At 70.7% G+C, this 22,545-nt stretch carries 22 protein-coding genes; 5 read left to right on the top strand and 17 right to left on the bottom strand.

All coding sequences use genetic code 11. The features are described 5' to 3' along the window. Positions 1 to 247: 247 nt before the first annotated feature. The 14 genes from nusB to ACWFRU_RS37670 all read right to left on the bottom strand — a co-directional run bounded on the left by nusB (position 248) and on the right by ACWFRU_RS37670 (position 13,408). Positions 248 to 682 carry a transcription antitermination factor NusB gene (gene nusB / locus ACWFRU_RS37735; RefSeq protein WP_453692624.1) on the bottom strand — a complete coding sequence of 145 codons (435 nt, stop codon included), beginning with the start codon at positions 680 to 682 and terminating at the stop codon, positions 248 to 250. Positions 683 to 684: 2 nt separating this feature from the next. After that, positions 685 to 1,251 carry an elongation factor P gene (gene efp / locus ACWFRU_RS37730; protein ID WP_453692623.1) on the bottom strand — a complete coding sequence of 189 codons (567 nt, stop codon included), beginning with the start codon at positions 1,249 to 1,251 and terminating at the stop codon, positions 685 to 687. Positions 1,252 to 1,311: 60 nt separating this feature from the next. Continuing rightward, positions 1,312 to 2,418, bottom strand: coding sequence for a M24 family metallopeptidase (locus ACWFRU_RS37725; RefSeq protein WP_453692622.1), 1,107 nt, complete (start codon positions 2,416 to 2,418; stop codon positions 1,312 to 1,314). A gap of 58 nt (positions 2,419 to 2,476) precedes the next feature. Then, entirely contained in the window at positions 2,477 to 3,412 is a 936-nt protein-coding gene (locus tag ACWFRU_RS37720; RefSeq protein WP_453692621.1) for a Pro-rich N-terminal domain-containing protein, read from the bottom strand. 161 nt (positions 3,413 to 3,573) lie between these two features. Further along, positions 3,574 to 4,686, bottom strand: coding sequence for a 3-dehydroquinate synthase (gene aroB, locus ACWFRU_RS37715; RefSeq protein ID WP_453692620.1), 1,113 nt, complete (start codon positions 4,684 to 4,686; stop codon positions 3,574 to 3,576). Further along, the gene (locus ACWFRU_RS37710; RefSeq protein WP_453692619.1) at positions 4,683 to 5,201 is read right to left on the bottom strand and encodes a shikimate kinase; all 519 of its coding nucleotides are present in this window, start codon (positions 5,199 to 5,201) and stop codon (positions 4,683 to 4,685) included. The genes aroB and ACWFRU_RS37710 overlap by 4 nt, the downstream gene beginning before the upstream one ends. Further along, complete coding sequence (gene aroC, locus ACWFRU_RS37705; RefSeq protein ID WP_453692618.1) at positions 5,198 to 6,382, bottom strand: chorismate synthase; 1,185 nt, start codon at positions 6,380 to 6,382, stop codon at positions 5,198 to 5,200. Before aroC ends, ACWFRU_RS37710 begins: the two co-directional genes overlap by 4 nt. Before the next feature lie 129 nt (positions 6,383 to 6,511). Further along, the gene (locus ACWFRU_RS37700; RefSeq protein ID WP_453692617.1) at positions 6,512 to 6,736 is read right to left on the bottom strand and encodes a hypothetical protein; all 225 of its coding nucleotides are present in this window, start codon (positions 6,734 to 6,736) and stop codon (positions 6,512 to 6,514) included. Between the two features lie 44 nt (positions 6,737 to 6,780). Then, positions 6,781 to 7,614: a shikimate dehydrogenase gene (locus ACWFRU_RS37695; protein ID WP_453692616.1), complete on the bottom strand. Its 834-nt coding sequence runs from the start codon at positions 7,612 to 7,614 to the stop codon at positions 6,781 to 6,783. Beyond that, positions 7,604 to 9,304: an endolytic transglycosylase MltG gene (mltG, locus tag ACWFRU_RS37690; protein ID WP_453692615.1), complete on the bottom strand. Its 1,701-nt coding sequence runs from the start codon at positions 9,302 to 9,304 to the stop codon at positions 7,604 to 7,606. Before mltG ends, ACWFRU_RS37695 begins: the two co-directional genes overlap by 11 nt. Before the next feature lie 124 nt (positions 9,305 to 9,428). Continuing rightward, the gene (gene ruvX, locus ACWFRU_RS37685) at positions 9,429 to 9,893 is read right to left on the bottom strand and encodes a Holliday junction resolvase RuvX (RefSeq protein WP_453692658.1); all 465 of its coding nucleotides are present in this window, start codon (positions 9,891 to 9,893) and stop codon (positions 9,429 to 9,431) included. Between the two features lie 23 nt (positions 9,894 to 9,916). Then, entirely contained in the window at positions 9,917 to 12,586 is a 2,670-nt protein-coding gene (alaS, locus tag ACWFRU_RS37680) for an alanine--tRNA ligase (protein WP_453692614.1), read from the bottom strand. Next, on the bottom strand, positions 12,586 to 12,951 hold the full coding sequence (locus ACWFRU_RS37675; RefSeq protein WP_453692613.1) for a DUF6167 family protein: 366 nt from the start codon (positions 12,949 to 12,951) through the stop codon (positions 12,586 to 12,588). Before ACWFRU_RS37675 ends, alaS begins: the two co-directional genes overlap by 1 nt. 7 nt (positions 12,952 to 12,958) lie before the next feature. Then, positions 12,959 to 13,408, bottom strand: coding sequence for a DUF948 domain-containing protein (locus ACWFRU_RS37670; protein ID WP_453692612.1), 450 nt, complete (start codon positions 13,406 to 13,408; stop codon positions 12,959 to 12,961). Positions 13,409 to 13,568: 160 nt separating this feature from the next. Between ACWFRU_RS37670 and ACWFRU_RS37665 the strand changes: the two genes are divergently transcribed. Then, a complete protein-coding gene (locus ACWFRU_RS37665) occupies positions 13,569 to 15,749 on the top strand; it encodes an ATP-binding protein (protein ID WP_453692611.1) in 2,181 nt (726 codons plus the stop codon). Here the strand turns inward: ACWFRU_RS37665 and rpsD are convergent. From rpsD to ACWFRU_RS37650, 3 genes are all read right to left on the bottom strand, one after another. After that, on the bottom strand, positions 15,737 to 16,351 hold the full coding sequence (gene rpsD, locus ACWFRU_RS37660; RefSeq protein ID WP_160503779.1) for a 30S ribosomal protein S4: 615 nt from the start codon (positions 16,349 to 16,351) through the stop codon (positions 15,737 to 15,739). The two genes, ACWFRU_RS37665 and rpsD, sit on opposite strands and share 13 nt — an antisense overlap. A 382-nt stretch (positions 16,352 to 16,733) precedes the next feature. Next, the gene (locus ACWFRU_RS37655) at positions 16,734 to 18,083 is read right to left on the bottom strand and encodes a replication-associated recombination protein A (RefSeq protein WP_365821020.1); all 1,350 of its coding nucleotides are present in this window, start codon (positions 18,081 to 18,083) and stop codon (positions 16,734 to 16,736) included. 62 nt (positions 18,084 to 18,145) lie between these two features. Beyond that, a complete protein-coding gene (locus tag ACWFRU_RS37650; RefSeq protein ID WP_453692610.1) occupies positions 18,146 to 18,805 on the bottom strand; it encodes a vitamin K epoxide reductase family protein in 660 nt (219 codons plus the stop codon). Positions 18,806 to 18,941: 136 nt separating this feature from the next. Here ACWFRU_RS37650 and ACWFRU_RS37645 point away from each other — a divergent pair, with 136 nt between their 5' ends. Genes ACWFRU_RS37645 through ACWFRU_RS37630 form a run of 4 tightly spaced genes read left to right on the top strand, consistent with a single transcriptional unit; the run spans position 18,942 to position 22,523 of the window. After that, complete coding sequence (locus tag ACWFRU_RS37645) at positions 18,942 to 19,826, top strand: ABC transporter ATP-binding protein (protein ID WP_453692609.1); 885 nt, start codon at positions 18,942 to 18,944, stop codon at positions 19,824 to 19,826. Further along, positions 19,823 to 20,680: an ABC transporter permease gene (locus ACWFRU_RS37640; RefSeq protein WP_453692608.1), complete on the top strand. Its 858-nt coding sequence runs from the start codon at positions 19,823 to 19,825 to the stop codon at positions 20,678 to 20,680. The genes ACWFRU_RS37645 and ACWFRU_RS37640 overlap by 4 nt, the downstream gene beginning before the upstream one ends. Then, positions 20,677 to 21,903: a sensor histidine kinase gene (locus tag ACWFRU_RS37635; protein WP_453692607.1), complete on the top strand. Its 1,227-nt coding sequence runs from the start codon at positions 20,677 to 20,679 to the stop codon at positions 21,901 to 21,903. Before ACWFRU_RS37640 ends, ACWFRU_RS37635 begins: the two co-directional genes overlap by 4 nt. Beyond that, positions 21,900 to 22,523 (top strand): response regulator, encoded by a 624-nt coding sequence (locus ACWFRU_RS37630; RefSeq protein WP_453692606.1) that lies wholly within the window; start codon positions 21,900 to 21,902, stop codon positions 22,521 to 22,523. The genes ACWFRU_RS37635 and ACWFRU_RS37630 overlap by 4 nt, the downstream gene beginning before the upstream one ends. The last annotated feature ends 22 nt before the right edge of the window (positions 22,524 to 22,545 follow it).

Raw genomic sequence — 22,545 nt, 5'->3', positions numbered from 1 at the left:
CTGGGGGGGCTCCGGGGCCGCGGCGGCCCCCGCCCCCGCCCACCCCCCCTCCTATTAACCCCCCCCGCAACATTCCTCCACAACCCCCCGGGGGGGGGGCCCGAACCCGCCGGGGTCCCGCCCACCCCGGCGTTTTACGTGGGCTTCCGGGCCCTCAGGGGCTCACGGCGGCCCCAGGAGCCCCAGGACATGCCAGAGGGCCCGCAGCGGCTGCTGCGGGCCCTCTGAGCGGCGTCCGACCTGCCGACTACGCCTCGTCGCGGCGCAGGCTCGGCTTCAGGTCCTTGAAGCGGCCGAGCAGGCCGTTCACGAAGGACGGCGAATCGTCCGTGGAGAACTCCTTGGCGAGCTGCACGGCCTCGTCGAGCACCACGGCGTCCGGCGTCGCGTCGACCCAGATCAGCTCGTAGGCACCGAGCCGCAGGATGTTGCGGTCCACGACCGGCATCCTGTCCAGGGTCCACCCGACGGCGTACTGCGAGATCAGCTCGTCGATGTGGCGCGCGTGCTCCGCGTACCCCTCGACCAGTTCCATCGTGAACTCGCTGACGGGCGGCTGCCGTGTGTCGGCCCGCGAGTGGCGCACCCAGTCCGCGAGGACCGTCACAACATCCGCGCCACGCTGGTCGGCCTCGAAGAGGATCTGGAAGGCGCGCTTGCGGGCCGTATTACGAGCAGCCACGGTTAGCTGTTCACCCGGCCGAGGTAGCCGCTGTCACGGGTGTCGACCTTGATCTTCTCACCGGTGGTGATGAAGAGCGGCACCTGGATCTGGTGGCCGGTCTCCAGCGTCGCGGGCTTGGTGCCACCGGTGGAGCGGTCGCCCTGGACACCGGGCTCGGTCTCCTGGATGACGAGCTCGACGGCGGCGGGCAGCTCGACGTAGAGAACTTCGCCCTCGTGCTGCGCGACGGAGGCCGTGAAGCCCTCGATCAGGAAGTTGGCGGCGTCGCCGACGGCCTTGCGGTCGACGTGCAGCTGGTCGTACGTCTCCATGTCCATGAAGACGAAGTAGTCGCCGTCCATGTAGGAGAACTGCATGTCGCGCTTGTCGATCGTCGCCGTGTCGACCTTCACGCCGGCGTTGAAGGTCTTGTCGACGACCTTGCCGGACATCACGTTCTTGAGCTTGGTGCGCACGAAGGCGGGGCCCTTGCCGGGCTTGACGTGCTGGAACTCGACGACGGACCAGAGCTGGCCCCCGTCGAGCTTGAGCACCAGGCCGTTCTTGAGGTCGTTCGTGGAAGCCACGGTTGCGGAATCTCCTGGACTGACGTGGACGACCCCGGCGCACGCGCACAGCTCGAAAAGCTAGAGCGCGAGCAGCTCCTTGGTCGTGATGGTGAGTAGCTCGGGTCCGCCGTCCGCCTCGGGGCGCACGACGAGCGTGTCATCGATCCGGACACCTCCCCGTCCCGGGAGGTGAACCCCCGGTTCGACGGTGACCGGCACGCAGGCGTCCAGTTTACCCATGGCCGCGGGCGCCAACTGCGGGTCCTCGTCGATTTCGAGCCCCAGCCCGTGTCCCATCAGCGGAGCGAGGCCATCCGCATACCCGGCGGAGTCCAGTACATGGCGTGCGGCGCGGTCGATGTCGCGGTAGGCGGCGCCCGGTACGAGAGCCTCCCTGCCCGCCCGCTGAGCGGCGAAGACGAGGTCGTACAACTCGATCTGCCAGTCCGCGGGAGACGTACCGATGACGAACGTACGCCCGATCTCACAACGATAGCCGCGATAGCTTGCGCCCAGGCACACGGAGAGGAAATCCCCCTCCTCCACCCGCCGGTCCGACGGCCGGTGACCGCCGCGGCCGGCGTTCGGCCCGGTGGCGACGGAGGTCGGGAAAGCGGGCCCGTCGGCACCGTGATCGACGAGGCGGCGCTCCAGCTCCAGCGCGAGATGGCGTTCCGTACGCCCCACGAGAATCGATTCGAGCAGCTCACCCAGCGCCTGATCGGCGATCTCGGAGCCGATGCGCAGGCAGGAGATCTCCTCCTCGTCCTTGACGAGGCGCAACTGCTCGACCGCTCCCCCGAGATCCGTCAGGCGCAGCCGCGGCGCGACGGAACCCAGTGCGCGATGCCGGGCGACCGTGAGGTCGTGCTCCTCGACGGCGAGCGAGTCGGCGCCCTGCCCGGCCGCGAGGTCGGCCCCCGCGACGGCACAGTCGCCACCGGTCGCGTCGAGCAGCTGGACGCGCAGCGCCTCGTCGGGCCGCCCCTCGCCCTGTTCGTCGCCGGGCGGCCCCGAACACAGCAGCACATCCTCGCCGACGCCCAGCAGGAGCGCGGCACCCTGTGGCGCCGCGCCCGCGAGATACCGCACGTTGGCGGGACGGGACACCAGCGCCGACGCGCTGCCGCCCGCGGCACAACGCTCCCTCAGCCGCTCACGGCGGGCCGCGTACACCTCAGACATGGGACGAGCCTATGAGCGGTGGCGCGGGTCGGCCGGTCGAGCGCGTCCGACCGAGCGGCTACCACTGCGGCGGGCTCGCGATGGAGCGGGCGAGGACGTCGTCGAGGACCCGGGCCGTGGCGGGCACGTCCAGCTGGGAGTTGTCGATGATGGGCAGGCCCGAGCCGTACCAGCCGGCCATGCGGCCGTGGATGCGGGCCACTTCCTCGTCCGTCAGACGGCGGTTGCCGCTGCGCTCGGCGTTGCGCTCCAGGACGATGTCCAGGCCCGGCAGCAGGACCACCGGGAGCAGTCCGGGGCCCACGTGGCGCTTCCAGCCGCCGAGGCCGACGACCGGGCGGTCGGGGAAGACCGCGTCGTCCAGGATGCAGGAGATGCCGTTGGCCAGGAAGTTCCGTGCGGCGAAACCGCAGGTGCGGCGGGCCAGGCGGTACTGCGCCTCGGAGTGGTCGTTCCACCCCGACTGGGGGTCCGCGAAGCCCGAGCGCACCCATTCGCGTACGTCGTCCAGGCTGATGTGGGCGGTCGGCACCCGGCGGTGCTCCGCCCAGTACTTGGCGACGCTCGTCTTGCCCGCGCCCGCGGGCCCGATCAGGAGGACGGCCAGCGTGGTGCCGCCGGTGTCCGCCTGGGCCGTGCCGGGCGGCGGGCTCGGCATGGCGACGGGGCCGCCCGGCGGGAGCTGGATGTGGCCCGTGGTGTCCGGCGTCGGGGGCACGGGGGCGCCCGGGACGTGGTGGTGCTGCGGGGCGCCGGGCGCCACGTGCTGCGGCGCCGGGGCGTGCGGGTGCGGGGCCGGTCCCTGTGGATGGGGGGCCGTGCCCTGCGGGTGCGGTGCGCCGGCGAATCCCGGCGCGGGAGGCGGTGGGCCGCCCGGCGCGGCACCCGGCGGCGGCGGACCACTCGGGTGATGTGCGGCCGGGGACCAGCCGGTGGCCGGTCCGTGCCCCGGCTGATGGGGCGGCGGCAGCGGAGACCCCACTGCGTGCTGCATCCGGTGCCACTCCGTCTCGTGCGACTGACGCTGGTCGGGCGGCGGCCGGGGCCACCCGTTACCGAACGGTACCGTCCCCGGCCGACGTTGTGTGAACGGCCGGGGAGGCCGCAGGGTGCCCGTGGCTTGTTCCGGCGGGCCGATTCAGCGCTTCTCGGGCGCTAGTTCGCCACTTCGCCGTACGCGGCGAGCAGCACCGCGGGGTCGGGTCCCTCCAGGACGGCCGGCTTGCCGAGGCCGTCCAGGACGATGAACCGCAGCAGGTCACCGCGGGACTTCTTGTCGACCTTCATGGTCTCCAGGAGCTTGGGCCACTGGTCGTAGCGGTAGCTCAGGGGCAGTCCGACCGACCCCAGGACGGCGCGGTGCCGGTCGGCGGTCGCGTCGTCGAGGCGTCCCGCGAGGCGGCCGAGTTCGGCCGCGAAGGCCATACCCACGGAGACGGCCGCACCGTGCCGCCACTTGTAGCGCTCGTTCTTCTCGATGGCGTGGGCGAGGGTGTGGCCGTAGTTGAGGATCTCGCGCAGGCCCGACTCCTTGAGGTCGCCGGAGACCACCTCGGCCTTGACCTTGATGGAGCGCTCGATCAGCTCGGCGGTGTGCCGCCCCTGCGGGCTGCGCGCCGCCTCGGGGTCCTCCTCGATGAGTTCGAGGATCTCCGGGTCGGCGATGAAACCGGCCTTGATGATCTCCGCGAGGCCCGAGACGAAGTCGTTGACCGGCAGCGAGTCGAGCGCGGCCAGGTCGCACAGCACACCCGCCGGCGGGTGGAAGGAGCCGACCAGGTTCTTGCCCTCGGCGGTGTTGATGCCGGTCTTGCCGCCGACCGCGGCATCGACCATGCCGAGCACGGTGGTCGGCACGGCGATCCAGCGGACCCCGCGCAGCCAGGTCGCGGCCACGAATCCGGCGAGGTCCGTGGTGGCTCCGCCGCCGACACCGATGATGAGGTCGCTGCGGGTGAAGCCGGACTGTCCAAGAGCCTTCCAGCAGTACGCGGCGACCTCGGCGGTCTTGGCCTCCTCGGCGTTCGGCACCTGGATGGCGACGACCTCGAAGCCCTGCCCCGCCAGGTCCTCGCGCAGCGCGTCGCCGGTCTCGGCGAGCGCCTCCGGGTGGATGATCGCGACGCGCTTGGTCCGCTCGCCGATCAGGCCGGGCAGCTCGCCGAGGAGCTGCCGTCCGACGAGCACCTCGTACGGCTCGGTGCCCGCGGTGCCGCCGACCTGGATACGGGTGGGCGTCTGCCCCGACGTCTCGGTCATCTCCGTCATGCTTCCTTCAACTCCAGTGCGTCGAGGACCGCTTGGGCTACCTCTTCGGGGGTGCGGTCGTCGGTGGCGACGACGGCGCGGGCGACTTCGGCGTACAAGTGGCGGCGGGCGTCCATCAGTTCGCGCCACTGCTTGCGCGGATTGACCGCGAGCAGCGGGCGCGCGACGTTCAGGCCGGTCCGCTTGACCGCCTCCTCGACGTCCATCGACAGATAGACGACGGGGAGCGGCGCGACGAGGAGCGCGCGGGTCGACTCGTCGAGGATCGCGCCCCCGCCGAGCGCGAGGACGCCCTCGTGCTCGGCAAGCGCGGTACGCACCGCCTGGCGCTCCAGCTCGCGGAAGTGCGGCTCCCCCTCGTCCACGAAGATCTCCGCGATCTCCCGGCCCTGTGCGGCGACGATGTCGGCGTCGGTGTCGCGGTAGACGGTGCCGAGCCGCTCGGCGAGCAGGGCGCCCACCGTCGACTTGCCCACGCCCATCGGTCCGACCAGAACGATCTGCGGGCCGGTCACCGGATCTGGAGGTTGTCGAGGTACGACCGAACGTTGCGTCGGGTCTCGGGCACGCTGTCGCCGCCGAACTTCTCGGCGACGGCGTCGGCCAGGGTCAGCGCGACCATCGCCTCGGCGACGATGCCCGCGGCCGGGACCGCGCACACGTCGGAGCGCTGGTGGTGCGCCTTGGTGGCCTCGCCGGTGGCGACGTCGACGGTGGCGAGCGCGCGCGGCACGGTCGCGATGGGCTTCATGGCGGCGCGCACGCGCAGCAGTTCACCGGTGGTCAGGCCGCCCTCGGTGCCGCCGGAGCGCCCCGAGGTGCGCTTGATGCCGTCCTCGGTGCTCACGATCTCGTCGTGCGCCTTGGAGCCCGGCACCCGCGCGAGGTCGAAGCCGTCGCCGACCTCGACGCCCTTGATGGCCTGGATGCCCATGAGCGCGGCGGCGAGACGGGCGTCGAGCCGCCGGTCCCAGTGCACGTGCGAGCCGAGCCCGACCGGCACGCCGTACGCGAGGACCTCCACCACACCACCGAGGGTGTCGCCGTCCTTGTGGGCCTGGTCGATCTCCGCGACCATCGCCTTGCTCGCGTCCGCGTCGAGGCAGCGCACCGGGTCGGCGTCGAGCTTCTCGACGTCGGCGGGGGTGGGGTAGACGCCGTAGGGAGCCTTGGCCGCGGCCAGCTCGGTCACATGGCTGACGATCTCGATCCCGGCCGTCTCCTTGAGGTACGAGCGGGCGACCGCGCCGAGCGCGACGCGGGCCGCGGTCTCGCGGGCGGAGGCGCGCTCCAGGATCGGACGGGCCTCGTCGAAGCCGTACTTCTGCATGCCCGCGAGGTCGGCGTGGCCGGGCCTCGGCCGGGTCAGCGGGGCGTTGCGGGCCAGGTCGGCGAGGATCTCGGGGTCGACCGGGTCGGCCGCCATGACCTGTTCCCACTTGGGCCACTCGGTGTTGCCCACCATGATCGCGACGGGCGAGCCCATGGTCAGGCCGTGCCGGACGCCGCCCAGGAAGGTGACCTCGTCGCGCTCAAATTTCATGCGCGCACCGCGCCCATAGCCGAGGCGCCGCCGGGCCAGGTGGTCCGCCACCATCTCCGTGGTGATCGGCACGCCGGCGGGAAGACCCTCCAGCGTCGCGACAAGTGCGGGTCCGTGGGACTCTCCCGCGGTCAGCCAACGCAACCTGCTCAACGGTGCTCCTCATGCTCGCGCCTGGAACTGCGTGGCGCGACCGGGTGCGCGGCCCTGTCCCGCCACCCCCGATCCTCCCACGTCGGGACGGCGACCCCGGCCCCTGGTCCACCAGCCGGACGGCTCAGCTCAGCCCTCGGCCCCGGCGACGGCCGCCCCGCGAGCGGCGCCCGCCCTCCTGCGCCTGAATACCCACAGGGTGATGGCGGTGGTCAGGACGAGGCCGAGGAGCGTCAACTGCAGCCACCCCGGCAGGAACCGGAGCAGCAGGAACCGGACCAGCAGCTCGAACAGGTCCCCCTTGCCCGAGGCCAAGGTCACCCCGCTCACCGCTGCGGACGCGACACTCTCCATGGACGACACACTCCCCCCCCGATCCGTGCGGAACGGAGTGGATCTTAACGTCCTTCGAGCGCGTGTTCCCCTGCCTTGCGCATCGCGGCAAGCGGCGCGGGCGAGCGCCCGGTCATCTGCTCGACCTGCAGCACCGCCTGGTGCACGAGCAGGTCGAGCCCGCTGACCACGGCCCCGCCGTACATCGACCAGCGGGCCGCGAGCGCGGTGGGCCACGGGTCGTACAGGACGTCGAAGAGGGTCGCGGGCCGCTCGGGCACGGCGGCCGACAACGCGTCGGTCGCGCCCGCCGGGGTCGTGGCGATCACCAGCGGAGCGTCCAGCGCCCGCTCGGCGTCCGCCCAGTCCGCCGTCCGCACCTCTACCTCCAGGCGCTCGCCCCACTGCCGCATCTCGGCGGCGCGCGCCTCACTGCGTACGTACGCGACGACCTCTCCGGTGCAGATCCGCGCGAGCGCGGCGAGCGCGGACGACGCGGTGGCGCCCGCTCCGAGGATCGCAGCCGACTCCACCTGCTCGATGCCGTGTTCCCGCAGGGCGGCGACCATGCCGGGGATGTCGGTGTTGTCGCCGACGCGGCGACCGTCCTCCGTGAAGACGACGGTGTTGACCGCGTCGATGGAGGCGGCGGTATCGCTGATCTCGTCGAGCAGCGGGACCACCGCGCGCTTGAGCGGCATCGTCAGGGACAGCCCGGCCCACTCAGGGCCGAGGTCCTTCATGAACCCGGGCAGGGCCGCCTCGTCGACGTCGAACAGGTCATACTTCCAGTCGGCCAGGCCCAGCTCCCCGTATGCGGCGCGGTGCAGCACCGGGGAGAGGGAATGGGCGATAGGGGAGCCGAGAACTGCGGCTCGGCGGCCGCGCTCAGTCGCCATTCTTCTGCCGCTCATTGAATTTCCGGACCAGCTTTTCGTGCTCGGACAGTGTCTTGGTGAACTGGGTCTTCTTGCCGTCAACGGAAATGAAGAACATCCAGCCGCCCCCGTCCGGTGTCAGAGTGGCCTTCAGCGCTTCGTCGCCCGGGTTCCCGATCGGCCCAGGCGGAAGACCCTTGTGGAAGTACGTGTTGTACGGGTCAGGATCGCTCCGGATCTTGGCGATCGGGATATTGATCTCGCTCTGGCCCTTGAGGTAGTTGTACGTCGAGTCGAACTCAAGCTTCTGGTTGGTGACGGTGTTGGACACCTTGAGGCGGTTGTAGACGACAGCCGCCATCTTCTTGAAGTCGTCGTGCGTCATGCCCTCGGCCTGGACGAGGCTGGCCACAGTGAGGACCTGGAGTGGGTCCTTCAACTGCAGCTTGTCAGCCTGCGACTTCAGACCCAACTCGTCGTACTTCTCCGTGGCGTGGGCCACCATCTTCTTCAGGACGGCCTCGGGCTTCTGCCCCTTGGCGACGGGGTAGCTGGAGGGGTAGAGGAACCCTTCCAGCGGGTCCTTGATGTCCTTGCTCGTGTTCGCCCAGGCAGGAAGACCGAGACTCTTCCATTCCTTCTTGGCGACGCTTGCCGTTGTCCCCTTGTCGAGTTCCAGGCGGGTGTCGATCTGAGAGTAGACCCACGAGTTCCGCTTGCCCTCGGGAATGATGAGGTTATTGCGGCTCTTCGGGCTGAGCATCAGTTCGACGGCGCTTTGGGCCGACATTTTCTTCTTGAGGACGTAGACGCCCTCCTGAATGGTTTCACCCTTGGGATTCTGCGCCTGCGCGGAGACAAAAGCGTCCACGCTCTTGACGACCCCGGCGTCCTTCAGCTTCTGGCCGATCACATAGCCGCCGGCCCCCTTCGGGATGTCGACGGTCGCGAGGCCCGATCCCTCGCCCGCGTAGTCCGGCGACGTGCCGAATCGGTCCTGGTAGAACTGGTAACCGAAATAGCCGACCCCGCCGAGACCACCGGCGAAGACCAGCGTCACGACCAGGCAGGCACAGCCGTTGCGGCGCTTCTTCGGTTTCTTGCCGCCCCGGCCGCCCTTGCGGTCCCTGCGGCCGCCCCGGCGCCCCGGCTCGTCGTCGTACTCGTCCTCGTCGTCATCGTCGCCCGAGAAGAAGGCGTGCTCGCCCTGGTCCGGACCCGGGTCCCAGTCCTGCTGCGGCTCGGGCTCGCCGCGGCGGCGGGACGGCGGCTCCGGCGGGGGGTAGGCGTCGGGGGTGCCGTAGGAGTCGGGGCTCTCCGCGCCGTAGCCGCCGGACTGGTGGCCGTAGGGGTCCGAAGGATCGGCGGTGTACGCGGCCTGGCCCTGCTGCCCGGTGTCCCAGCCGCCGTTGTACTGCTGCTCAGGGCCACCGTTGTACTGCTGCTGGCCGGCGGGCCCGCCGTACTGCTGCTGGCCGTAGCCCTGCTGCTGGCCCGTGCTCCAGTCGTCGTACTGCGCCTGGTGGGGTTGCTGCGGCTGCTGCGCATGCTGCTGAGGGTTCTGGGCATGCTGCTGAGGGTGGTACTGCCCCTGGCCGCCGTAGGTGGACTGGCCGCCCGAAGGCTGCTGTCCTCCCCATCCGCTGTCCCCGTACAACGGGTCCTCGGGATGCCACGGTTCGGAGCCTGGACCCCGGCCATACTCAGTCATCGATCCCCTACAAGCCGCGAGGCGGGGCCGCCGTCCGAGTATTCGGGCAACCGTTCCGCCTCTTGATGCTGTGCGGCAGCTGTTCGAACACCGCCGCATCGCGCGGAACGTTACCGTATCGCGATCAGATGACCACTTCGACGCCCTCGCCCGGAGCTTTACCTGACGCCCGTTCGGACTCCAGTGCCTGCTGAAGGATGATGACGGCGGCCGCCTGATCGATGACAGACCTGCCCTTTTTGGACTTCACGCCCGAGGCGCGCAGCCCCTGACTGGCCGTCACTGTGGTCATCCTCTCGTCCACGAGCCTCACCGAAAGGGGGGCGACCAAGCGGGCGAGGTCCTGGGTGAAGGCACGGACCTTGACGGCCGCCGGGCCCTCGCCCCCCTTGAGGGAGCGAGGGAGACCGACGACGATCTCGATCGGTTCGTACTCGTCGACGAGCTGCTTCAACCGGCGCTGGGCGGCCGGGACATCGCGTCCCGGCACCGTCTCCACCGGAGTGGCGAGAATCCCGTCGGGGTCGCACGACGCGACCCCGATCCGGGCGTCACCGACGTCGATGGCCAGCCGCCGCCCCCTGCGCATGCCCCCGCCTGAAGAATCAGACATCAGGCCGTCTCGGCCACGAGGCGCTCGACGGCCGCCATGGCGTCCCCGATCGCCGCGGCGTTCTGGCCGCCACCCTGGGCGACGTCCGGCTTGCCGCCGCCACCGCCGCCGAGGGTCTTGGCGGCCGTACGGACGAGGTCACCGGCCTTGAGGCCGCGCTCGCGGGCGGCTTCGTTCGTGGCGATGACCGTCAGCGGGCGGCCGTTGGCCGTCGTGAAGAGGGCCACCACGGCCGGGCGGTCGCCCTGGATGCGGCCGCGTACGTCGAGGACGAGCCTGCGCAGGTCGTCGGCGCCCGTGCCGTCCGGCACCTGTCCGGTGACGAGGGCGACGCCTCGTACGTCCTTGGCGCTGTCGACGAGACCGGCGGCGGCCGCGAGGACCTTCTCCGCGCGGAACTTGTCGATCTCCTTCTCCGCGTCCTTGAGCTTGCCGAGCATGGCGGCGACCTTCTCGGGCAGCTCCTCGGAGCGGCCCTTGATCAGCTCCTGGAGCTGGGCGACGACCGTGTGCTCCTTGGCGAGGAAGTTGTACGCGTCGACGCCGACCAGGGCCTCGATGCGGCGCACGCCCGAACCGATGGACGACTCGCCGAGCAGCTTCACCAGGCCCAGCTGGGAGGTGTTGTGGACGTGCGTGCCGCCGCACAGCTCCTTGGAGAAGTCGCCGATGGTGACCACGCGGACCCGCTCGCCGTACTTCTCGCCGAACTCGGCGATGGCGCCCTGCTTCTTGGCCTCGTCGATCGACATGACCTCGGCCTGTACGTCGAGCTCATGGGCGAGGACTTCGTTGATCTTCTGCTCGACGTCCGTCATGACGGCCGTGGGCACGGCCGAGGGGGAGCCGAAGTCGAAGCGGAAGCGGCCGGGCTGGTTCTCGGAGCCCGCCTGGGCGGCCGTCGGGCCGAGCGCGTCACGCAGCGCCTGGTGCGTGAGGTGCGTGGCGGAGTGGGCGCGGGCGATGGCCGTACGGCGGCGCGCGTCGATCGAGGCCCAGACGGGTGCGCCGACGGTGATCTCGCCGACCTGGACGACACCCTTGTGGACGTGCACGCCGGGGACCGGCTTCTGCACGTCGCGGATCTCGACGACCGCGCCGTTGTCGAGGCGGATGCGGCCGGTGTCGCCGATCTGGCCGCCGCCCTCGGCGTAGAAGGGGGTGCGGTCGAGGACGACCTCGACCTCGTCGCCCTCGCGGGCGGCGGGTGACGAGACGCCGTTGACCAGGAGGCCGACGATCGAGGCCTCGTTCTCGGTGAGGGTGTAGCCGGTGAAGTCCGTGGCGCCGGCGTTGTCGGCGATCTCGCGATAGGCGTGCAGATCGGCGTGGCCGGTCTTCTTGGCCTGGGCGTCGGCCTTGGCGCGCTCCCGCTGCTCCTTCATCAGGCGCCGGAAGCCGTCCTCGTCCACGGAGAGGCCCTGTTCGGCGGCCATCTCCAGGGTGAGGTCGATCGGGAAGCCCCACGTGTCGTGCAGCAGGAACGCCTTGTCGCCGGAGAGGACCTTGCCGCCGGCGGCCTTGGTCTCGGTGACGGCGGTGTCGAGGATGTTCGTGCCGCCCTTGAGGGCCTTGAGGAAGGCGGCCTCTTCGGCGAGGGCGACGGTCTCGATGCGCTTGCGGTCGGTCTGGAGCTCGGGGTACTGCTCGCCCATCGACTTGATGACCGTGTCCACGAGCTCGTGGACGACCGGGCCGGTGGCGCCCATCAGACGCATGTTGCGGATGGCGCGGCGCATGATGCGGCGCAGGACGTAGCCACGGCCCTCGTTGCCCGGCGTGACACCGTCGCCGATGAGCATCACGGACGTACGCATGTGGTCGGCGACCACGCGCAGGGAGACGTCCGAGCCCTGCTCGGCGCCATAGCGCACGCCGGTCAGTTCGGTGGCCTTGTCCATGACCACGCGCAGGGTGTCGGTCTCGTACATGTTCTGCACGCCCTGCAGGATCATCGCGAGGCGCTCGAGGCCGAGGCCGGTGTCGATGTTCTTGCTGGGCAGCTCGCCGAGGATCTCGAAGTCCTCCTTCGAGGTGCCCTCGCCGCGCTCGTACTGCATGAAGACCAGGTTCCAGATCTCCACGTACCGCTCGTCGTTGACGGCGGGGCCGCCCTCGACGCCGAACTCGGGGCCGCGGTCGTAGTTGATCTCGGAGCAGGGGCCGCAGGGTCCGGGGACGCCCATGGACCAGTAGTTGTCCTTCTTGCCCAGGCGCTGGATGCGCTCGGCGGGGACGCCCACCTTCTCGCGCCAGATGGTCTCGGCCTCGTCGTCGTCGAGGTAGACCGTCACCCACAGGCGCTCGGGGTCGAGGCCGTAGCCACCGTCCGCCACGGAGCTGGTGAGCAGCTCCCAGGCGTACTTGATGGCGCCTTCCTTGAAGTAGTCGCCGAAGGAGAAGTTGCCGCACATCTGGAAGAACGTGCCGTGCCGCGTGGTCTTGCCGACCTCTTCGATGTCGGGCGTACGCACGCACTTCTGTACGCTCGTGGCGCGCGAGAACTGCGGCTTGACCTCACCCAGGAAGTACGGCTTGAAGGGCACCATGCCCGCGGGGACGAGGAGCAGAGTCGGGTCGTCCGCGATGAGCGACGCCGAAGGGACGACGGTGTGCCCGCGCTCCTCGAAGAAGCTCAGCCAGCGGCGGCGAATCTCGGCCGACTCCATCAGTGGTCCTCATTCCGGTTGTACGAGTACTTCGACTTCGAGAGGTACTTGCCCTGCGTGTTCTTGTCGGTCTTGCTGGTCTTGCCGTTCTCGATGGCCACGACCACCCGGCGCTGTCCGGGCAGTTCGGGGTCGACCGGGGCCTGAAGGCCGAGGGCCTCGCCCAGTTCGGCCTCGCGCTGGGCCATGCCGTCGCGGACGTCGAGAGCGAAGTCCTTGAGCTTGTGACCCGCCTCGATCGCCTTGTCCGCGGCCTGCGCCGCGAGGCTTTCGGGGGTCAGTTGCTTGATCTTGCGGTTGACCTTGGTGGTGGCCCACACACCGGCAGCGGCGCCCGCGGTGAACCAGAACGTACGGCGGAACATCGCTGCGTCAGTCCTTCTTCCGCTTGCCCCGCCGCCGCGCGGAGGGCACGGTGCGCCCCACGATCACGGTACGTCGGGCGGGCGCCGGGGGCACATGGTTGGTTTCGGGTCCTGCCTTGCGGCCCAGGGCCCTGCGCACCCCGTAGCCGAAGGCCGCGACCTTGACGAGGGGCCCGCCGAAGGTGGAGGCCACCGTCGTGGAGAGCGCCGACGCGTTCGACGTGACTTCCTGGACGTCCGACGCGATGGCGTCGACCCGGTCGATCTGTGTCTGCGCGGAGCGCACCGCCTCGGAGGCGTCCGCGAGGAGCGGGACGGCCTGCTCGGTCACTTCCGCGACCAGCTTGGTGGTCGCCCTGAGCGTCTGCGCCAGCCTCACCAGCGCCACGGCCAGGAAGGAGACCAGGATCGCCCAGAAGACGGCCACCAGGATCCCGGCCACCTCTCCACCGGACACTGTGCACCGCTCCCTGATCATCGGCCCTGAACATCGAAAAGTCGTCCCCCGACCCTATCGCGCCGACGCCGAGGCTCCGCACCGCATTACCGTGTAAGGGCAAGGGAGTTACCTGAAGTGATTGTACGGAGTGCTTACGCATCGGTACGCTCCGTATCTCATGCGACGCGATCAGCGCACGGACGACCACCGGCACGGCTCCCCCACACCGCCTCCGGGACCGGGCAACCTCCCCCTGGAACTCAACGCCTTCGTCGGACGCACCGCCGAACTCGCCGCGCTCACCACCGCGTTGGAGTCGGCACGGCTGGTCACCGTGACCGGTGTCGGCGGCGTCGGCAAGTCGCGCCTGGCAGTCCGGGCCGCCTCCGGCGCCGAGCCGCGGGACGGCGTCTGGCTGGTGGAGCTCGCCGGGGTCAGGGACCCAGATCTGGTCGAACACGCGGTCGCCGACGCGCTGAACCTGACCGATCACACCCGTCGTACGCCGCGCAAGTCGCTGCTCGACCACCTCGCGGAGCGGGAAGTCCTCCTCGTCGTCGACGGGTTCGAACACCTGGTGGAGGCGTGCGCCTCGCTGGTCGGGGACCTGCTGCACCACTCCCCCGGGCTCCGTGTCCTCGCGGTGGGACGCCGGCCGCTGGACACCGGGGGCGAGCGGATCTTCCCCCTCGCGCCGCTGCCCGCCCAGGACGCCGCCGCACTGTTCGCCGACCGGGCGGCGTCGGGACTCCCCGGCTTCGCCCTGGACGAGGAGAACGAAGCCGACGTGACGGAGCTGTGCCGCCGCCTCGACGGGATTCCGCTGGCGGTGGAGCTGGCGGCGGGGCGGCTGCGGGCGCTCTCGCCCGCGCAGCTGCTCTCCCGGCTCGACGACCGCTTCGCGCTGCTGACCGGGACCCGGCGCGATGTGCCGCCACGGCACCAGACCCTGCGTACGGCCATCGGCTGGAGCCATGAGCTGTGCACGGCGGGCGAGCGTCTGCTGTGGGCGCGGCTCTCGGTGTTCTGCGGTCCCTTCGACCTGGAGGCCGCCGAGTACATCTGCAGCGGTGACGGCCTGCACGCGGACGACGTCCTCGACGTGCTGGGCGAGCTGCTCGCGCAGTCCGTCGTGACCCGCGAGGAGGGCCCGGCGGGCGTCCGCTACCGCATGCTCGACACGGTCCGGGCGTACGGCGCGGACTGGCTGGAGGCGACCGGCGACGCCGCGCGCATGCGGCGCCGGCACCGCGACTGGTACATGGGGCTCGCCACCTGGTGCGAGCTGGACTGGTTCTCGCCACGCCAGGCGCGGGTCGCCGAGCTCGTCGACTGCGAACTGCCCAATCTGCGGGGCGCCCTGGAGTACTGCCTGACCGAGCCGGACGAGACGCATCTGGGCCAGTACCTGGCGGGCAGCCTGTGGTTCTACTGGGTGGGCTGCGGGCGGCTCGCGGAGGGGCGGCACTGGCTCGACCGCGCACTGGAGCTGGACGGCGGCCACGACGACTCCCGCCTGAAGGCGCTGTGGGTGCTCGGCTACGTCGCGGTGCTGCAGGGCGACACGGTCGCGGCGCTCGCGGCGCTGCAGGAGTGCAAGGACGAGGCGGAACGTACCGGCAGCGCCATCGCGGCGGCGTACGCGGTGCACCGCATCGGCTGCCTGGCGCTCCTCAACGACGACATGCCGCGCGCCGAGACCCTGCTGCGCTCGGCCCTGGAGCAGTACCGCGAGATCGGCGAGCTCAACAGCAACGTCCTGATGGGCCAGGTCGAGCTGGCGATGGCCCTCGCCTTCCGCGGTCAGCTGGCCGACGCGGTGGAGCTCTGCGAGGACGTCCGTCAGGTCTGCGAGGACCACGGAGAGCGATGGACTCTCGCGTACGCCCTCTATGTCCTCGGATTCGCGGCGTGGACGCGCGGTGAGGCGGCGACGGCCCGCGACCTGGTCATGCGGTGCCTGGCCCTTGACCACGCCTTCCACGATCTGCTCGGCACGGTCCTGGCGATCGAGCTGCTCGCCCTGTTCACCCTGGTGGAGGGCGACCCGGCCGAGGCCGCGGTGCTGCAGGGCGCCGCGTCCGGCATCTGGCCCTCGGTGGGCCTCCCGCTCTTCGGCTCCGGGAACTTCGGCGGTCCGCACGCGCTGTGCGAGGCGCAGGCCCGCGAGCAGCTGGGCGACGGGCGGTACGAGGAGTGCGTGGCCGTCGGGTCCGGTCTCACCCCGGACGCGGCCGTGTCCCGTGCCCTGGGCGCGGGCTCGGGGAGCAACGCAAAAACCCGCCGCCTGCCCCACCACGAAGGGAGGGCGGGCGACGGGCTGAAGCAGGGAGAGCTACGTCCGGGTCAGCGGGCGTAGTACTCGACGACGAGCTGCTCGTCGCAGATCACGGGGATCTCCTTGCGGTTCGGGTCACGGTCCAGACGGAAGGCCAGGGCCTTCAGGTTGACCTGGAGGTAACGCGGGATCTCGCCGTCGGGGGCGAAGCCGCCCTCACGGGAGACCTGGAACAGCGGCTTCTCGCGGCTGCGCTCGCGGACCATCACGACGTCGTCGGGACGGACGCGGAACGACGGCTTGTCGACCTTGCCGCCGTTGACCTCGATGTGGCCGTGGCTGACCATCTGACGGGCCTGGTAGATCGTGCGGGCGATGCCCGAACGCAGGATCAGGGCGTCGAGACGGCGCTCGAGCTCGATGACCAGGGCCTCGCCGGTCTTGCCTTCGGCCTTCTTGGCGCGGTCGTAGGCACGGGCCATCTGCTTCTCGCTGATGTCGTACTGCGCGCGCAGACGCTGCTTCTCGAGCAGACGGACCTTGTAGTCCGAGTTCTGCTTGCGCCCACGGCCGTGCTCGCCCGGCGGGTAGGGGCGGGCCTCGAAGTACTTGACGGCCTTCGGGGTCAGCGCGATGCCGAGGGCACGCGACTTCTTGACCTTGGGGCGGGACTGGTTCGGCATGAACCAACCTCTCTGTTCATTGTGAAATCGGCTTCACCAGGGTTAGGGGAGGTCGCATCCGCAGCCTGGGAAACCCATCGGATCCGGTGGTTCTGGATCCGGCGGGCAGCCGCTCCCTGGTCTGGGCACTATGTGCAGCACGCGAGTGGCCCACCGACCGCTTCCCGGAGTACGAGATGGTGGTGGGCTGCCCGCGACACCTTCGACGGTGCGCGACGCTCCTGGAGATCCCTGGACGGTGAGGTCCGGGGCTCCGGCTGGATGTCCCGTTCTGGTGGTGCCGGTACGAGACCGGACACGGGACGCAGCACTTCGGGCAAGTGTACCGGGTGGCGGGGGGTGCCTCAGCCGCAGGTCGCGGCTGCCCGGCGATGTGGTGCGGCTACTCGCCCTTGAGGCGCTCGCGCACCCGCTCGACCACGTCCGCGTACCGAGCCTCGGCTCCATAGCGCGTGGGTTGGTAGTAGCGCTTGGCGGCGACCGCGTCCGGCGCGTACTGCTGGGCGGCGATCGCGCCCGGCACGTCGTGCGGGTACACATACCCCTGGGCGTGGCCGAGCTTGGCCGCTCCCTTGTAGTGCCCGTCGCGCAGGTGGGGCGGGACGGGGCCGGCGAGGCCCGCGCGGACGTCGGCCTGGGCGGACTGGATGGCGATCGTCGCGGCGTTCGACTTCGGGGCCAGGGCGAGGGCGATCGTGGCGTGGCTGAGGGTGAGCGCGGCCTCCGGGAAGCCGATCATCGCGACGGCCTGGGCGGCGGCGACCGCCGTGGGCAGTGCCGTGGGGTCGGCGAGGCCGATGTCCTCGCTCGCGGAGATCATCAGGCGCCGCGCGATGAAGCGGGGGTCCTCGCCCGCCTCGATCATCCGGGCCAGGTAGTGCAGGGCCGCGTCCACGTCCGAACCGCGGATGGACTTGATCAGGGCGCTCGCGACGTCGTAGTGCTGGTCGCCGTCACGGTCGTACTTCACGGCCGCGCGGTCGACGGACTCCTCCAGGGTCTGGAGGGTGATCTCCTTCTCCCCCTTGGCGATGGCCGAGCCGGCGCCCGCCTCCAGGGCGGTGAGCGCGCGCCGGGCGTCGCCCCCGGAGATCCGCAGGAGATGCTCCTCGGTGTCCTCGGGCAGCTCCACCGCGCCGCCCAGGCCCCGCTCCTCGGTGAGCGCCCGGCGCAGCAGGCCGCGCAGGTCGTCGTCCGTGAGGGGTTCGAGCGTGAGGAGCAGGGAGCGGGACAGGAGCGGGGAGATGATCGAGAAGTACGGGTTCTCCGTCGTCGCCGCGATCAGCGTCACCCAGCGGTTCTCGACGGCGGGCAGCAGGGAGTCCTGCTGCGCCTTGCTGAAGCGGTGGATCTCGTCCAGGAAGAGGACGGTCTCCTTGCCGTGGCCGCCCATGGCCCGGCGGGCGCCCTCGATGACCGCGCGGACCTCCTTCACGCCCGCGGTGATCGCGGAGAGCTCCACGAAGCGCTTGTTGGTGGCCTTGGAGACCACGTACGCCAGGGTCGTCTTGCCGATGCCGGGCGGGCCCCACAGGAACACCGACGACGGTCCCGCCGGTCCTCCCCCGCCCTCGCCGACCAGCCTGCGCAGGGGCGAGCCCTGCTTCAGCAGATGCTGCTGACCGACGACTTCTTCGAGGGTGCGCGGGCGCATCCGGACGGCCAGGGGACTTGTCGAAGGGTCCTTCTCCTGGCGGTCCTCGGCGGCTGCGGTGAACAGGTCGGGCTCCACGGTTCGAACCCTACGTCAGCCCACTGACAACGCCGTCGGCGCTGCCTGTCGGCCGGTTCCTGTCAGCTGGTCCAGAACTCCCACCAGCGCGTGAGGATCAGCATGCCGATGACGCCGACGTGCAGCACCGGGAGCACCCAGGTGAACTCGCCGAAGAACGTGCGCAGCCAGGAGGGCGCGGGCAGGAAGCCGTTGCGGACGTTGAACGACGTGACGTACCAGAACATGACGATCGTGGCGACCCAGGCCAGGCAGCACCACAGGCACAGCGAGTTGATCTCGTACAGCGACTGGTACTGCAGCCAGGTGCAGAAGGCGACGCCGAAGAGCGTGCCCGCGTTCAGCGTCAGGTAGTACCAGCGCGGGAAGCGCGCGCGGCCGAGCAGGCTCATGCCGACGCAGATCACGACGGAGTACGCGGCGATGCCCAGCATCGGGTTCGGGAACCCGAAGACCGACGCCTGGTCGCTCGTCATGATGTTGCCGCAGGAGACCACCGGGTTGAGGCTGCAGCCCGGCGTGAAGTCCGGGTCTTCGAGCAGCTTGAACTTGTCCAGCGTGATGACCCAGGCCGCGAGCAGCCCCGCGGCACCCGTGATCACCAGGAGCAGCGCGAACGCACGGCTCCCGCCGACACCGCGTGGCGCGTCCGCGTCCCTTCCCCCGTGGTCGTGATCCTGCTGGGAGGGGCGGCTTCCGCTTGCCGGGGTCGTCTTGCTCATCACGCCGTTCCGTCGCTTGGGGGGCCTGGGGGCAGGGACATTGTGCCGCACGCGTGCGGGTGTCCACCGTTCGATGGACATAAGGAGGTACGCACGGAGGTCCCGGAGCGTTCGGTTCGCCACGACGCTCGACGGCATGACGACATACGACGGCACGACCGCGGCCACGGGCGAACTCGCGGTGCACGTGCGGGGACTGCGCAAGCGCTACGGCGAGGTGGCCGCCTTGGACGGCGTCGACCTGGCCGTCCGGCACGGGGAGGTCTTCGGCATCCTCGGCCCCAACGGCGCGGGCAAGAGCACCACGGTGGAGATCCTGCAGGGCCATCGTGCGCGGGACGGCGGCGATGTCGCCGTGCTCGGCGTCGACCCCGCGTCCGCCGGACGCGCCTGGCGCTCGCGCGTCGGGGTGGTCTGGCAGGACGAGTCGGCGCCCGTCGAGCTGACGGTGCGCGAGACCGTACGTCAGTTCGCCCGCTACTACCCGAAGCCGCGTGACCCGGAGGACGTCATCGCGCTCGTCGGCCTGGAGGAGAAGGCCGCGAGCCGCGTCAAGAGCCTCTCCGGAGGCCAGCGCCGCCGCCTGGACGTGGCGCTCGGCGTCATCGGCGACCCCGCGCTCCTGCTCCTCGACGAGCCGACCACGGGCTTCGACCCGGCCGCGCGGCGTCAGTTCTGGAGCCTGATCCGCGGCCTCGCCGACGAGGGCACGACCATCCTGCTCACCACGCACTACCTCGAAGAAGCGGAGGCGCTCGCGCACCGTCTCGCGGTGATCGCCGACGGCCGCGTGGTGGCCGAGGGCGAGCCCGCGGCCCTGCGCGGGCAGCACGGCACCGAGGCCGTCGTCGAGTGGACCGACCCGGACGGGACACCGCGCGTGGAGCGCACCCGGACCCCGACGCGCACCGTCGCCCAGCTCATGACCCGCTTCGACGGCGAGATCCCGGGGCTGCGCATCGGCCGCCCCTCCCTGGAGGACGTCTACCTGCGACTCACCGGCCAGGAGGCCACGCGATGACATCGACCGCGCCCGCCACCGACGTACGCCGCTCCGAGCAGGCCGCCCGGCCGCGCCTGCCCTCCGCCTGGGGGCTCGGGCTCCACCACGGCGCGATGGAACTGCGGCAGTTCTTCCGGCTGCGCGAGCAGGTGATCTTCACCTTCGCCTTTCCCGTCGTCTTCCTCTTCCTCTTCGCGTCGATCTTCAGCGACGACGTGGAGGGCGCGGGCATCACGGCGTCGCAGCTCTACGTGGCCGCGATGATCGCCGCGGGCATCATGTCCACCAGCTTCCAGTCGCTCGGCATCTCCATCGCGATCGAGCGCGACGAGAAGATCCTGCGGCGCCTGCGCGGGACCCCGATGCCACCGGCCGCGTACTTCCTCGGCAAGATCTGGCTCGTCCTGGTCACCGGGCTCCTGGAGACCGTGGCCCTGCTGGTCGTCGGCGTGACGCTCTTCGACGTCGACCTGCCGACGACCGCGGGCAAGTGGCTCACCTTCGGCTGGATCTTCGTCCTCGGCCTCACCGGCTGCGCGCTCCTCGGCATCGCGATCAGCAGCGTCCCGAAGTCAGGGCGCAGCGCCACGTCGGTCGTCGTGCTGCCCTTCCTTGTGTTGCAGTTCATCTCGGGCGTCTACATCGCCATCGACACCATCCCCGACTGGATGCTGAACATCAGCGCGCTCTTCCCGCTGAAGTGGATGTGCCAGGGCTTCCGCGGGGTGTTCCTGCCCGAATCGGCGAACGTCCTGGAACAGGCCGGCAGTTGGGAGTACGGACGCATCGCTCTGGTGCTCGGCGCCTGGTGCGTCGGAGGATTGGTGCTGTGTCTGCTGACCTTCCGCTGGAAGAACCGGCGCGACGGATGAGCGAGCCGGCCGGGCCGCGCGACGCGAACATCTGGCAGCGCACCTTCCGGATCTGGGACACGTACTTCGCGGTGGTGTGGCTGGCCACCCTGGTCTTCGTGCTCGGCACGGCGGAACCGGGGTGGCCCGTCCGGCTCACCACGGCGGGGCTGCTGCTGCTCCTCGTCCCTTGGTACGTGTGGTTCGGGCGCTGCGTCCTGGTCGAGGAAGGCGCCGACGAACGGCGGGCGCTCGGCTTCATGACGGGCACGATCGTGCTGTTCCTGGCGCCGGGGGTGCTGGTCGGCCAGACGCGTCTGATGTCCTTCGCGATCATCCCGATGTGCTTCATCTGCCTGCGGATGCGCCGGGCGCTCGTGGCGGTCACGGTCGTCAACATCGCGCCCGTGGCAGGCTGGGCCGTGCTCTGGCGACCCTCTTCACAGGACGTCTTCTACAACTCGGTCTTCGCCGTGGTGACACTGGTCTTCTCGGTGGCGATGGGCAGCTGGACCGTCCGCATCATCGAGCAGAGCGTCGAACGGGCCGATCTCATCGCCGAGTTGGAGGCGAGCCGCGAGGAGGTGGCCCGCCTCTCCGCCGAGCGCGGCGCCCTCACCGAGCGCGAGCGCATGTCGCGCGAGATCCACGACACCCTGGCGCAGGGCTTCACCAGCGTCCTCATGCTCGTCCAGGCCGTCGACGCGGAGCTGGAGCGTGACGTGTCCGCCGCGCGCCGCCACCTGGCGCTGATGGAGTCGACGGCCCGGCAGAATCTCGCGGAGGCGCGGGCCCTGGTCGCGGGCGGTGCGCCCGCCGACCTGAACGGCGGTTCGCTGCCGGACGCCCTGCGGCGCCTGGCCGCACGGCACGAGGCCGAGGTGCGCGTGCGGGGTGACGTACGCCCGCTGCCGCCCGGCATCGAAGTGGTGGCCCTGCGCGCCTGCCAGGAGGCTCTCACCAACGTACGCAGGCACGCGGGGCCCGACGCGTCGGCGAGCGTCGCACTGGACTACACGCGGGGCTCGCTCGCCCTGGCGGTGCGGGACACGGGCTGCGGCTTCGAGCCCGGACTGCCGCATCCCGGGTACGGCCTGCGCGGGCTGCGCGCGCGGGCCGCCGAGGTCAGCGGCACCGCCGAGGTGGCCAGCGGCCCCGGCGACGGCACGACCGTCACCGTCCTGCTTCCGATCCCCGAGCTTCCGGCACCCGAGCTTCCGGCCCCCGAGAGGACCCATTCGTGATCCGGATCGTGCTGGCGGACGACCATCCCGTCGTACGCGAAGGGCTGCGAGCCATGCTGAACGCCGAGCCGGACCTGGACGTCGTCGGGGAGGCGTCCAGCGGGCCACGGGCGGAGGCGCTCGCCGCCGAACTGCGGCCGGACATCGTCCTGATGGACCTGCGGATGCCGGGTGGCGGCGGAGCCGACTCGATCGAACGGATGGCCGCGGCGGGGCTCTCCTGCCGGGTCATCGTGCTCACCACGTACGAGACGGACCGCGACATCCTGCGGGCCGTGGAAGCGGGCGCCGCGGGTTACCTGCTCAAGGACCTGGCGCGGGGTGAACTGGCCGAAGCGGTGCGGGCCGCTGCTCGCGGAGAGACCGTGCTGGCGCCCTCGGTGGCAGCCCGCCTGGTGGACCAGCTGCGGGTCCGCCCGGAGCGGCCCCGGCTCACCGGGCGGGAGACGGCGGTGCTGCGGCTGGTCGCCGACGGGTGCACGAACGCGGAGATCGGGCGGCGGCTGCATGTCGCCGAGTCGACGGTGAAGACGCATCTGCTGCGGGTCTTCGGGAAGCTGGGTGTCGACGACCGCACGGCGGCGGTCACCTGTGCGATGCGGTTCGGGTTGCTGGAGTGAGGCCGCCGGAGGGGCTGGAATT

The organism is Streptomyces sp. NPDC055099 (genome assembly GCF_053607685.1).
Note: the sequence above shows the minus strand (reverse complement) of the source record. Positions and strands in the feature narration are given on the sequence as shown.